The organism is Acinetobacter sp. BMW17 (assembly GCF_001592855.1).
Taxonomy (GTDB): domain Bacteria; phylum Pseudomonadota; class Gammaproteobacteria; order Pseudomonadales; family Moraxellaceae; genus Acinetobacter; species Acinetobacter johnsonii.
This window is the reverse complement of sequence record NZ_LSOD01000007.1, coordinates 93,199-105,618: the sequence shown is the minus strand read 5'-3', so window position 1 is coordinate 105,618 and position 12,420 is coordinate 93,199. Positions and strand designations below refer to the sequence as shown.

Annotated in this window: 12 protein-coding genes; all 12 read right to left on the bottom strand. The window is 45.6% G+C overall.

The annotated features are described in order from the left end of the window. Positions 1-701: 701 nt before the first annotated feature. The 12 genes from AXW61_RS01465 to AXW61_RS01410 all read right to left on the bottom strand — a co-directional run bounded on the left by AXW61_RS01465 (position 702) and on the right by AXW61_RS01410 (position 12,416). A complete protein-coding gene (locus AXW61_RS01465) occupies positions 702-1,136 on the bottom strand; it encodes a hypothetical protein (RefSeq protein ID WP_062031692.1) in 435 nt (144 codons plus the stop codon). 18 nt (positions 1,137-1,154) lie between these two features. Further along, entirely contained in the window at positions 1,155-2,375 is a 1,221-nt protein-coding gene (locus AXW61_RS01460; RefSeq protein ID WP_062031690.1) for a beta-ketoacyl-ACP synthase, read from the bottom strand. Further along, a complete protein-coding gene (locus tag AXW61_RS01455; RefSeq protein WP_062031687.1) occupies positions 2,375-3,100 on the bottom strand; it encodes a 3-ketoacyl-ACP reductase FabG2 in 726 nt (241 codons plus the stop codon). The genes AXW61_RS01460 and AXW61_RS01455 overlap by 1 nt, the downstream gene beginning before the upstream one ends. Further along, positions 3,097-3,534, bottom strand: a complete 438-nt coding sequence (locus AXW61_RS01450) for a hypothetical protein (RefSeq protein ID WP_062031684.1) — start codon at positions 3,532-3,534, stop codon at positions 3,097-3,099. Before AXW61_RS01450 ends, AXW61_RS01455 begins: the two co-directional genes overlap by 4 nt. Next, positions 3,531-4,727, bottom strand: a complete 1,197-nt coding sequence (locus AXW61_RS01445) for a beta-ketoacyl-[acyl-carrier-protein] synthase family protein (RefSeq protein WP_062031682.1) — start codon at positions 4,725-4,727, stop codon at positions 3,531-3,533. The genes AXW61_RS01450 and AXW61_RS01445 overlap by 4 nt, the downstream gene beginning before the upstream one ends. Then, complete coding sequence (locus AXW61_RS01440; RefSeq protein WP_062031679.1) at positions 4,720-5,277, bottom strand: DUF3261 domain-containing protein; 558 nt, start codon at positions 5,275-5,277, stop codon at positions 4,720-4,722. The genes AXW61_RS01445 and AXW61_RS01440 overlap by 8 nt, the downstream gene beginning before the upstream one ends. Further along, positions 5,267-6,568 carry an NAD(P)/FAD-dependent oxidoreductase gene (locus AXW61_RS01435; protein ID WP_062031676.1) on the bottom strand — a complete coding sequence of 434 codons (1,302 nt, stop codon included), beginning with the start codon at positions 6,566-6,568 and terminating at the stop codon, positions 5,267-5,269. Before AXW61_RS01435 ends, AXW61_RS01440 begins: the two co-directional genes overlap by 11 nt. An 18-nt stretch (positions 6,569-6,586) precedes the next feature. After that, the gene (locus tag AXW61_RS01430) at positions 6,587-8,911 is read right to left on the bottom strand and encodes a hypothetical protein (RefSeq protein WP_062031674.1); all 2,325 of its coding nucleotides are present in this window, start codon (positions 8,909-8,911) and stop codon (positions 6,587-6,589) included. Next, positions 8,886-9,473, bottom strand: a complete 588-nt coding sequence (locus AXW61_RS01425; RefSeq protein WP_240487426.1) for an outer membrane lipoprotein carrier protein LolA — start codon at positions 9,471-9,473, stop codon at positions 8,886-8,888. Before AXW61_RS01425 ends, AXW61_RS01430 begins: the two co-directional genes overlap by 26 nt. A gap of 61 nt (positions 9,474-9,534) precedes the next feature. Beyond that, positions 9,535-9,954 (bottom strand): acyl-CoA thioesterase, encoded by a 420-nt coding sequence (locus AXW61_RS01420; RefSeq protein WP_062031669.1) that lies wholly within the window; start codon positions 9,952-9,954, stop codon positions 9,535-9,537. 9 nt (positions 9,955-9,963) lie between these two features. After that, a complete protein-coding gene (locus tag AXW61_RS01415) occupies positions 9,964-11,496 on the bottom strand; it encodes an aromatic amino acid ammonia-lyase (RefSeq protein ID WP_062031666.1) in 1,533 nt (510 codons plus the stop codon). A gap of 5 nt (positions 11,497-11,501) precedes the next feature. Continuing rightward, positions 11,502-12,416, bottom strand: coding sequence for an acyltransferase (locus AXW61_RS01410; RefSeq protein WP_062031663.1), 915 nt, complete (start codon positions 12,414-12,416; stop codon positions 11,502-11,504). Between the last annotated feature and the right edge of the window lie 4 nt (positions 12,417-12,420).

The following is a 12,420-nucleotide window of genomic DNA, read 5'->3' as shown; positions in this document are numbered from 1 at the left end:
ACTTAGCTTCTAAGTTTTCCATTATCAATTATCTTAGCACTGAATTTTTGCAATAAAATACATCTGTCCTATATTAAAATCCCAAAAAATAGGGATTCAAAAATTGTTTAAAATATCTACACAACCTAACCTAATTCCAACTTTTAAAAATCTATAGATCGCCTGCATACACTGGTTCAAAGTGGAAACCATTCGCATTAAAAATCACATTAAAAGCTTTCTTATTGTTCATTTTTTTTGAGTTAAACACAACGCTTTATGTTTTACAAATCACATTATTTAAGTTTTTATTTACAATCGTATTTTTAAATTTTTGTTACTTTATGTAAAGCCAACCAAAAAGGTTGGTTTTTACCTCATAAAGGTATTTTATCTATCAAAAATAATGATCAAAATCGCCTTTTTCGTCATGAGGTATAACTCATCTCTGGGAAAGACGCAGACTTTTGGAGACGCTCTAACACTCTTTAATTGCAATCATTTTTCTTTATTTTTGCCGAGAATAGAATCTAATGAATGAGCTCATTTTTACGCATGAAAAATCAAGAAGAATAAAGATTTCAGGCCCGCAAATGACTTTGCGAGCCTGAAATATCCCAGTATCTATTGTTCGTTAAATATTAGATTTATATACGGATCAAATTTTAAAAATGGCTTATGTTAAATTTTGCATTGAATCAGGCCATTTAAATCATTCAATATTAAAACTTCACCAAATCCGCTTTCAACGCAACACCCGCCATCGCAGTTCCTTTCGCGCATTGGTAGGTGGTGGTACTACGTGTTTCATTCGACTTATAGAAACTCACCAGATTAGTCACAGCATTTGCACCACTGGCTTTGGCGGTATTCTGGAATTGAATTAGTGCTGAACGAAGTACGTGATCACATGAACTTTCCGCAGATTTGGCAAAACCATTGGTCTTTTTATTGGTCACTAAGCCTTTTTCAATCACCTTGCCGCCCGACTTGGTTCCCGCCAAATAAAATTTTACTGAGCCATCTAGCACGCCATCTGCAACAGCACGGTTTACAGCTTCTTGAAATTTAAAATCATACATTTTGTCAGCCGCTTGAGCCGATGCAATCGCTCCTAAAGACAACACAGCGGCTGCACAGATTTTTTTGAATAACATGGTTCTACCCTTATCTTATTAGACACGTTTAAAAATCAGGGAGGTATTAATCCCCCCAAAAGCAAAATTGTTGCTCATCATCATTTGCGTTTCTGCTGAACGCATGTCTGAAACAATATAATCCAGATCACCACAAGCGCTGTCAATCTGATTTAAATTCAGCGTAGGCACCAGCTGATTGCGTCGCATCATTTCAATACTCAGCCATGCCTCAATTGCCCCACACGCCCCGAGCGTATGCCCAAAATAACTTTTTAATGAGCTAATTGGCTTTTTACCCAAGATACGCGCGGTTGCTTGTGATTCGGCAATATCCCCCTGATCGGTTGAAGTACCATGCGCATTGACATAGTCAATATCCACCGCACTCAGCTGTGCATCTTTCAGTGCCAACTGCATGCAGCGCCCCATCATTTCAGAATCAGGTCGAGTCACATGCTGACCATCGGTATTGCTACCATAACCGACGATCTCAGCATAAATGGTCGCGCCACGCGCTTGAGCATGTTCATATTCTTCTAAAATCAAACAACCTGCACCTTCACCGACCACCAAACCATCCCGGTCTGCGTCAAAGGGCCGCGGGGTTGTCTCTGGATGGTCATTTTGCACACTAGTCGCCAACAGCACGTCGAACACGGCTGAACCGGCTGCACTGAGCTCTTCTGCCCCACCTGCAATCATCACAGTTTGTTTGCCATATTTGATCGCTTCATAAGCTTGACCAATGGCCATGGAACCTGAAGTACAGGCACTTGAGGTCGGCAGCGTTAAACCTTTTAGACCGAAATACACCGTCATATTGACCGCACTGGTATGCGACATCATACGAATGTAGGTCGTGGCATTCAGTTGACTCATATTGTGCTCAATCAGCATGGCGCCAAACTCACGCACCGCATCCACACTGCCCGCAGAGGAACCAAAAGCCACGCCTGCATCGCCACTTTTTAAGATATCAGCATGTAGTAAACCTGCATCTTCCAATGCTTTTTCAGCACATACAGCAGACATTAAAGCAACACGCCCCATGCCACGGGTCACCTTACGGTTAAAATGCTTCGGTACAGTAAATGACTCTACTGGACCAGCCAATTTACTGCGTAAATCAGGATAAATTTCCCAGTCAGGCATATAGCGAATACCGCTTTTCCCTTGTGCAAACTGCTCAAAAATTTGCTCTGCGGTTTCCCCCAAAGAGGTAATCCCAGACATGCCTGTCACAACAACACGTTTCATTAGATCAAGCCTCCATTGACTGAAATCACTTGGCGGGTGATATAACTGGCATCATCACTACATAAAAACTTCACCGCTTTTGCAACCTCTTCCACCTGCCCCATGCGCTGCATCGGGATCATTTTCAAGGCATGTTCTTTCACTTCTTCCGTGACCATTTCGGTTTCAATCAAGCCCGGAGCCACACAGTTCACCGTAATTTTGCGTTTTGCCAATTCCAGTGCCAATGCTTTGGTCGCACCAATCAAGCCTGCTTTGGCAGCGCTATAATTCACCTGACCACGATTCCCCATGATTCCTGACACTGAAGACAAGGTCACAATACGTCCGCCCTTTTTCAAGCGGATCATCGGCATCATCAGGGGTTTTAGCACATTATAAAAACCGTTCAGAGAGGTCGAGACCACGTCATCCCAGTCTTCATCAGTCAGTGCAGGGAAAGCACCATCACGGGTTAATCCTGCATTCAACACAGCGCCGTAAAAAGCACCATGCTGTGCTATATCTTGCTCTAAAATAGCGGCAATCTTTTCACGCTCATTCACATCGAACATCAGTACATGGCTGGCCTGTCCAAGCGCTTGAATTTCCTGAGCCACCGCTTCGGCCTCAGACTGTCTTGAACGAGCATGGACCGTGACATCAAAGCCTGCCTTTGCCAACTCCAAAGCAATCGCTTTACCTATTCCACGACTCGAACCCGTGACTAAAATTCTTCTGTTCACACTAATTTTCCAATGATTTCATTCATATTTTCAGGCTCAAATACGCTCAACATGGCGCTGAACCGATGTTCTTGATATTCAATTTCACAATTAAACTGCCCCAAACCTTCGTGCAGATAACTTTGTTCTACTCGAATCCGCACGGTTGTGCCCAAACTAAAATAGGCACAAGGTAACTGCATTTTACGCGTTCCCAATAAAAAGCCAATTTTCGGTGGCAAGTCCTGAGTTTGTCCTTTATAACCGGCATAGGCACTAATGGTCTGCGCCATCAACTCAATGCTGCTCCATGTGGGCAAGCCTTCTGGCTCAAAAAACATCAAATCTGGCGTGATGTGAAGTTCTGCAATAGCAAATTCATCATTGGCTTCAATCAAATGGCTCACGAAAACCATCGGTTTCGCATGCGGAATAAACTGTACTGCATCCATCATGGCAAAGCCGTCCCGAAAATTAAACTGATATTGCTCCCCCCAAAAGCAAAAGAATTACTCATCGCATAGCGAATGGGTGTATTCAAATGCGGTGTAAACAGATAGTTTTGCCCAGCCAAAGCATCGTCCAATTCGCCTGTATGATGCAGCGGCAACCAGGATTGATCTAATAAAACCTGCTGGCAAATAAAAGCTTCGATTGCACCCGCTGCCCCCAGACAGTGCCCCGTTTTATGTTTGGTGCTGCTCAAGGCCACAGCTGCATCTGAGAAAACAGTCTGTACCGCCTTAATTTCCATCGCATCATTTTGCGGTGTGGATGTGCCATGCAAATTTAAATAATCAATATCGCTTGCTTGAAGCTGTGCAGCGTCTAAAGCTTTTTGCATCGCCTCCGCAGCCCCTTTCCCTTCTGGATGTGGTGCTGAAATATGCCATGCATCCATTGACTCGCCGCTCGACAGTAACATCACAGGGGCAGGCGCTTTAGAGAGTAAAAAAAGTCCTGCGGCTTCACCAATATTAATGCCGTCACGGTTGGCACCACAGGGCTGGCAAATTCCGCTCGATAAACTTTCTAAACTATCAAAACCATTTAAGGTCAGCTTGCATAGGGTGTCGACTCCTCCGACTAAGACCGCATCGGCCAAATTAGCATTCAGCAGACGTTGCCCCGCTGCCATCGCTTTAGCCGCAGAGGAACAGGCAGTAGAAATAGTATAGGCAGGCCCTTCCCAACCCAAGTACTGTTGTAAGGCTTTCGCTAAACTGCCCATTTCTTGTTTTTGGTGCTGTACGGACTGTGGTGCTGGCTGTTGAAACTGAGCTTTCAATACAGGCTCATTATCCGCGATGCCTGAGGTTGACGTGCCGATAATCACTGCGAGACGTTGTCTAGGAAACTGTGCAGTATAAGCATGAATCTCGGTTTCAATTTGTGCCAGAGCCGTCAGGGCAAAGCGTAAATTCCGTGAGTCTGCACCGCTCAAGCTTGCAGGAACTGCTTGAAGCAAGGCTTGGTCAGATGTACCTACCCATACTGTACGCCCCGCGATCAGATCCTCTCGTTGGGATAAGGTATTTTCGGTGCTTGTTAAGGCATGTTGAAGCTCAGCGGCATTGTGTCCCAAAGCCGACAGCGCAGCACTGAACTGAATGCCAACAGCTGGAACAGGCTGTAGATTTTTAGTCATGATGGTCACCTTGATCATCTTCTAAAGTATTGCTCACCGCGCTGATGACCATCTGATAAGGCACTTGCAGATTATCCAGCTCAATTACCCCATCATTTTGCTGAATTTTCAACACAGGCTGCTGCTGTATATAAATGGTATCGTCTTTCTGCACGACAGCATTTTGAGCAGCATGTAACCTAGCAAAATTGGGATAGGTCGCATACAGAATATCGCGCACCACATAATCAAAAGGCAACAATTTCATCGGCTCAATCCGCTGTTCAACGTCTACCTTTCGACCATCAAAACTGAGCTTGAATAACTGCTGTCCTGTGAGGCTCAGTGCTAGCATATCAAGCGACTGTCCACGTTGCTGCTGGTACAGTAAAAAACTGAAACTCTGGCTTTTCCACTGCACTTCAATTTGATCTTGGCGCTGGTAATTTTGCGCAGCCCACTCTGGGGTCGCGAGTCCTTGCGCTTTAGGGATCCAACTTTGGCAGGCACTACAGAGCAAAGCACTGGCTAAAACCCAACTGGCAGTTTTCAAACGCAGCTTAAGTTTCATCGATCAGTGACTCTTTTTTTGGTTGTTCTTCTCGGCAATATTCGGCCAACGTCTTTAAACGTTGCTTGGCATTGCGATGAATCGGGTTATTCGTATCCCATGCATAACCCGCCAGTAAAGATGCAATCATGCGGCGGATCTTCTCATCTTGATTCTTTGAAAACACCACATCCTGAAACTCTCCTGAATACCATGATTCAACATAGGCACGGAACACTTGAATACCTTTACGTAAAGGCTTTTCATATTGCTCCATCCAATCGACCACCTGACCTTGTAGCACTTGCTCGACCAAAGGCACGGCTAGACTAGACGATTTTAAGGCAATCGTTACACCTGAAGAAAAGACAGGATCGAGGAACTCACCTGCATTGCCCAGCAGTGCGTAGTTTTCAGATGCCAAATGTTTCACATCGGCAGAGTAGCCCACCAAAGTACGCACAGGAGTATCATGTTTGGCATGACGCAGTACATGCGACAAGCTGGCATCATCGGCTAAAATATGTTTCTGCAAGGCTTCTAGGTCATAATCTGCACTGCCGTCATAACCGTATTTTTCAAAGAAATCCTGCTCCGCCACAATGCCAAATGAAGAACGTCCATCGGCAAAGGGAATCAGCCAATACCATGCACGGTGGTCTTTTTCATGCACAGTAATTAAAATTTTCTCACGGTCAAATTCAGGGTCATTCAATAGACCGTCTTCAATGTGGGTAAAGACCGCACGGCGCACTGGAAAATCCGACGGACTTTCTAAATCGAGAAACTTCGGCAGAATGCGGCCAAAGCCGCTGGCATCTAAGAGGAACTTGCCTTGAATTTGATAGCTGTCACCTTGCGCATCTTCCACCGTCAAAATCGGCTGTGTGGATGCCACATCGACCGCCAAAACTTCATGACCAAAACGGATATCTACGCCCATTTTTTCAGCTTGCTGCGCCAAAAGTTGGTCAAAGTTGGCACGTCGTACTTGCCATGTAGTGCCCGGGCCTTCGCTAAACTTTTGAGTAAAGTCATAAAAACTGCGCTGCGTGCCTCTTAAAAAAGCCGCGCCATTTTTAAACTGAAAGGCATATTCGTCGGCATGCGCACGCACCGTTTCCAATAAACCCGCTTCTTCTAAAAACACCATACACTGCGGCAATAAAGACTCGCCGATGGAAAAACGCGGAAAAAATTGCTTTTCGATGACCGTGACTTGGTAACCTTTTTGACGCAGCAAAGCTGCAGCCGAGCTGCCTGATGGTCCCGCCCCAATAATTAAAACATCTGTCTGTTGCATGGTGCTCATTGCACTGTACCCTTTGACTCAGCTCTTTGGCTGATATTGTTGAACCACCACATGTTTTGCATCGGAGGATGTAAAAAGTGTGGCATAAATAAATGAAAAAATAACGCCCAGCAACACTGTTAAGCCAAAACTGTGAATGGCATAAGTATGACTAAAAGACAGCAAACCAAAACTAAAAAACGTCGACATCATGCACAGGAACAAAGCCATACCCACCACCTGCGGGTGATCATGTCCGTGGCGGTAGAAAATCGCATAGTCCACCCCAATCCCAATAATCAGGAAGGTGCCCATAATGCTGAATAAATTAATCTCGACACCGAGCCAGGCTTGAATCGCAAACGTGGTCATTAGAGCCATACTGACAGGCAACACCAAAGGCAGAATTGATTTTTTGCCATAAAGTGCGCCTAAGCCAACAGCTAACATCAGCAAAGCGCTGAGCAATAGCCACTGTGCCTGCACACGATGCTGTTTAAACAACTCAGATAATTGATGAACGGGACGTAACAGTTGTACATCCGCATCTTCAAGCTGCTGTATGGCTTTAACATCATGCACATTTTGCAGCATCACCAAACGTTGCGTCGGACTCATCTGCAAAAAATGCAAGGGATGATCTTTAAAGACTGCTTCGGTCAGCAACGGTTGGTCTTTTAAATGCGCTTGCCAGTTTAAAACATCGGCGGTATTGAGCTGTAGTGCTTGCGCATATTTCACCAAAGCGGGCTGAGGAATCGCCTGTAACATTGCAATATTGTGCTTCTGCTGCTCAAGCGATGGAATCCACTGCCCTAAAGCTTGTACAGCATCTAACTTGCCAGCCTGCTGCAAGGGCGCAAGCTCTGCCAACAGTTGCTGTTCGCGCTGCTCTAACTCTGCTGGGGTTCTGCCCTGTACCACAAAATATTCACTGCTTTGCTGTTGCATAAAGCGCGAACGAATATATTGATCTTCCTGCTTTAAGGTGGCATCCATACTTTGTAAGTTACGGATGTCATCATTGCTTTTCAGAAAGGCGAGACTGCTGCCTGTCACCAGTAGAATCAGTGCAATCATGCCATAACGCAGCGTGTTGTGGTTTTGCACATAACTGCGTGCTTTGCCAATAAAGCCCAAAGCACGTATCGCAGGTTCCGCATTCAGCGCAGGCAAACGTGGCAGTAATAAAATACTGGTCACCCATGCAGCACTCAATCCAACCATGGAAAAGACTGCAATTTGTTTAAAACCTGGAAATGGGGTAAAACTCAGCACCACATAGGCCAACAGTGTGGTCATCAGACCCACAAATAGACTCGGCAGCAATGGTTTTAAAACAGCAAATCCATCGATCTTTCGGTGCTGAGACTGCATGGCCATAAAATAAAATGAAAAATCGACACAGACTCCAATCAGACTGGCGCCAAAGACCAGTGTCATTAGGTGAATTTCGCCGAAAACCCAATAGGTCACAGCAAAGGCCACTAAGCTGCCTGTGCCGACTGCAACCATTTCCGTCAGCATGGGTCGTATCGAACGGAAGCCAAACCAGACTAGAAGCAAAATCCCGATGGTCGAACCCACGCCAATGGTGGAAATTTCCTCTTTGGCAGAGTTAGTGCCGAACTGTGCAAACAGCAGCGTACCTGTCCAGTGCGGTTTAACTTGCAACTGGTTGAGCTGCTGATTGATATTTTGGATAAACGCAGCGGTCTGCTCTTGGTAGGCAATATTATAAGGACTGTTATTGAGCTGAAGCACCATCAGGCGCGAGATACCTCGCTCATCACGAATGGTCGCAAAGCCCTGCTCTAAATTGACATCGGCATTACTTTGTAAGGAACTTAAACCGACTGCATAACGCGGAAACAGCAACAAAGGGTCTTGCTTGAGCATTTCAGCCGTAATCGGCATGCCGAGACTCATCAGTTGTAACAAGCCCTGCTCTATCAGTGCGGCATCATCCTGCTCCTGCACAATCTGCTGATCGGTCTTGGATAATAGCCCTGCTTTGTGCTGATACAGCGCTTGGGCAAATTGATCAGGATCCAGCTGTGGACGAACAGGTAAAAACATCTGACTTTGGTCGGCTTGGGTTTTGAGTGCTTGCGTTGCCTGTTCGAGTTGCTGATCCGTTTTGGCATCCAACACCACAAAAACTTTGTCATTTAACTGCTGACTGACATATTGCTGTGCTTGTTCCAGATGAGCATCTTGATGGGCCTCTGGCAGCAAAGCAAAAATATTGGTCTCAATCTTAATGCCTTTATTCAGCCACGCCGCGCCCAGTGCCAAAGCAATGACACACAAAATCAGTAGCCAAAGGGCGCTAAACTTATTTTGCCAATTGGAAAAGCGCATTTTCCGCAGCCGTTAAAGTTTGAGGTTGAGCAGTTTGCTGGCTAAAACGAATGATAGTGCGGTTGTTGGCTTGTTCCAAAATTGTAATACGGTCCACATAACGCTGACCTTGCGCATCAACTTGAACAAAAAGCTTTTTAAATAGACTGCTTTTCGGCGTCAAGCTGACATTCCACTGCGTCGGACTGTAATTGGCCGACACCACATTAAAGTTTTTAGTGAGTGCCGCTTCATTGCCCGACATCAACTGTAAAAACATCGTCGCTACAGAGCCATACGGGGTTTTGTCGACTTCAATTTGACTGCTAGTACGCTGCGTCTTTTGTACCAACTTACGCGGTGTCACCACCAAATCAGCTTTAACCGGACTTTGAATCTGCCACAGCACACCTTGGTTTTTGCTGAACAGCACCGTGCCTTTGGACACATAGGTTTTATTCAACGCTGCCAGTTTTTTCTGCTGCTCAAATTGGGCACGTACCACAGGCGTTGCACCGAGCTGAGCAAACACCTGCTTCAATTCAGTATTTTGTGCATTCGCTGCGGGAGCAAGCAAAGTCATCACACTGGCTGTACACACAACCAAAATCGGCTTAAAAAATTTGTGTCGAATCATGCTTGCATTACTCCGCCTTAAACTCAGGCCATGCATTTAAACAGTCCAACAATACCTGTGGCGATTGGAAGCACATTTCACGTTTTTCAATGTGTACCGCCACTTGAGAAGTAAAGCCCTTGGTCAGCTTTCTGCCCGAAACCGCATCAAAAATCAGATATTCAATTTTCAGGCGGTTTTCCCATTCTTTCAAAATGGCACGCACGCGAATTTTCTGTTCGAACTCAATGCCTTGTACATAACGGACATAGCTTTCAATCACAGGCCATGCATAGCCTGAGTCACGCATTTGATTATAGTTATAGTGAAATTGATCCAACAGTTTGCAACGTGCAATTTCAAAATATTTTAAATAATGACCGTGCCATACCACATGCATGGTATCGACATCATGAAAGGGCACTTCAATAATTACATCAGCATACATGCTCATTTCCTATGCGGATTCAACAGCAACACGATTTAACAGCTCTAAACTCTCAAAACGATTAACCAAGATCTGGAGTTCCTGTTGCAAAGGACGATCTTCCTCTACATAGGTGAAGCTCTGAAGCACCCAGTGTTGAAATGCGGTTAAAACAGGGCTGAGTTCTGTATCTACACCTTTGAGTTTGACCGCCTGAACCGCTGCACAACTGAGTGCTGCAATCACTTGTTCGGTCAGGGTAATGACACGGCTGGCATCACGCGCGGCAATGGTACCCATACTGACTTTATCTTGATTATGACATTCGGTTGATCGTGAGAAAATTGACGCAGCGAGCGTCTGCTTCAAGGCTTCTGCTGTCCATGCCGAAACCCCAATTTGCACCGCTTTAAAGCCATGATTCAGCGGCAAACGCTCAGCACTTGAGCCAGTTAAATTGCGTGGCAAGCCATTGTTCATTTTGTAGTCTACCAACTGCGCCAATTGACGATCCATTAAGTCGGCAATATTGGCAATCATGATTTTTAGACTATCCATAGCTTGGGCAATATGTCCGCCATAGAAATGTCCACCATGCAGTACGCGTAAGTTCACGGGGTCAATCAATGGGTTGTCATTGCTCGAATTCAGCTCATTTTCAATAAACTGACGCAGCCACACTTTGGAGTCTTCAAACACCCCAATCACATGCGGTGCACAACGTAGTGAATAACGGTCTTGCAGGCGTGAACTTTGGTGCTCGGTCTGTACCTCACTGTTTAACCAGTCACGTAACTGGGCTGCAATATGTTGCTGTCCTGGATGAGGTTTTTGCGCAAACAACACTTCATCAAAATGGCTTGGATTGCCCTCAAGGGCTAAAACATTCAGTGCAGTAATCAAGGTACTGGCAAAAGAAATCTGTTCTGCTTTTTTATAATTCAGGCAGGCGATGGCGGTCATGACCGCTGTACCATTCATTAGAGCTAAGCCTTCTTTAGGACGCATCACCAAAGGCTGCACACCCTTTTCGGCATACACTTGTGCAATCGGCACGATCTGACCTTGATAGTACACATCGCGCTCACCGACCAAGGCCCCAGCGATATAAGACAAAGGCGTCAAATCCCCACTGGCACCCACCGAACCCTCCGATGGAATCACAGGAATTACATCTTCATTCAGCATCCAGACCAAACGCTGTAACAAGGCATGCGAAACACCCGAATAGCCACGCGCTAAAGAACATAAACGCACTACCACGACAGCACGTGCGGTAATTAAGTCTAAGTTTTGTCCCATGCCGCAGCCATGAAAACGCGACAAATGTAGCGGCAGCTCATGCACTTGGTGGGCTGGAATTTCAACCAAGCACGAGTCGCCATAACCCGTGGTCACACCATAAATAACGCCTTCGTCTTGCAACAGCTGATCGAGGAAATCTGCACCGCGTTGAATCAATGCCGTCCATTCAGCAGAGGTAGGCAATGCCACCTGTTTTTCTTTACGCGCTACAGCCACAACATCTTCAATACTGAGCGGAGTTTCCCCAACAATTAACACAAGACTTATCCTTTATTCCAAAAATTATAAAAATTAAACCATTGATAGGGCGCGCGTATGCAATGCTGTTCCAACAGTTCCACATACTGTCGTGTGGTCTGTTGCATGGCCTGTAAACGCTCTTTACGTGGCCAATTTAACTGCTCCGCCACTTGATGAATATGCACTTCAAAATGTGTATTAACTCGATAGCAAAACACCGCCAACACTGGGGCTTTTAATAAACTGGCCAAAATCCATGCACCCTGAGGCCACAGCGCTTGCTCACCCAGAAAAGCAACCGATTGTACCCGATCCGACTGCACGGGTACGCGGTCTGCTGCCACAATCACCCATTCACCCTGATCCAATTTATTCTGCAAAATCAGTGCTGTTTCGATTCCTAGCTCATCCACCGAAACCAAATTAACATCGGCATGTTCATTCAGTTTTTTTAAAAATTCATTGAATTTGGTGGCATGTTTTTGATAGACCAACACATTAATTTTCTGCGGATGCTCTGCTTTGATGGCGCGAAGCAATTCAATATTGCCAAAATGCGACACCACAATTACCGCACCTTTTTGATAGTGCGAACGAAAGTGCGCATGACCATGCAGCTTTAAGTTCTGCTCAGGAATATGCCCGAGCCAGCCCTCAATTTTATCTAAAATACATTCGCCAAATTGCATCAAATGCGTATAGCTGTGCCAAAGCTGCGGCTCAGCCTGAAACGGCGACTGCGCACCTGCAAAATGATGTAGTTTTTTTAAGTACAACAGGGAAGCCTGACGCGCGGTATTGGAAAAGAGCCAATACCATAAAATCACAAAGTACAAGATGACTCGGCACAACCAGCGCCCACCTAAACGGTAGAAACCCAGCATCAGCATCAGCGGTAACATCCCGCCCCGCTCTTTCACGGCGCTCCATTTCTGCATATGC

What these genes read in the sequence shown, in the direction of transcription:
- AXW61_RS01465 (WP_062031692.1), bottom strand. Translation starts at nt 1,136, where the DNA reads ATGTTATTCAAAAAAATCTGTGCAGCCGCTGTGTTGTCTTTAGGAGCG.
- AXW61_RS01460 (WP_062031690.1), bottom strand. Translation starts at nt 2,375, where the DNA reads ATGAAACGTGTTGTTGTGACAGGCATGTCTGGGATTACCTCTTTGGGG.
- AXW61_RS01450 (WP_062031684.1), bottom strand. Translation starts at nt 3,534, where the DNA reads ATGATGGATGCAGTACAGTTTATTCCGCATGCGAAACCGATGGTTTTC.
- AXW61_RS01445 (WP_062031682.1), bottom strand. Translation starts at nt 4,727, where the DNA reads ATGACTAAAAATCTACAGCCTGTTCCAGCTGTTGGCATTCAGTTCAGT.
- AXW61_RS01440 (WP_062031679.1), bottom strand. Translation starts at nt 5,277, where the DNA reads ATGAAACTTAAGCTGCGTTTGAAAACTGCCAGTTGGGTTTTAGCCAGT.
- AXW61_RS01435 (WP_062031676.1), bottom strand. Translation starts at nt 6,568, where the DNA reads ATGAGCACCATGCAACAGACAGATGTTTTAATTATTGGGGCGGGACCA.
- AXW61_RS01430 (WP_062031674.1), bottom strand. Translation starts at nt 8,911, where the DNA reads ATGCGCTTTTCCAATTGGCAAAATAAGTTTAGCGCCCTTTGGCTACTG.
- AXW61_RS01425 (WP_240487426.1), bottom strand. Translation starts at nt 9,473, where the DNA reads ATGACTTTGCTTGCTCCCGCAGCGAATGCACAAAATACTGAATTGAAG.
- AXW61_RS01420 (WP_062031669.1), bottom strand. Translation starts at nt 9,954, where the DNA reads ATGTATGCTGATGTAATTATTGAAGTGCCCTTTCATGATGTCGATACC.
- AXW61_RS01410 (WP_062031663.1), bottom strand. Translation starts at nt 12,416, where the DNA reads ATGCAGAAATGGAGCGCCGTGAAAGAGCGGGGCGGGATGTTACCGCTG.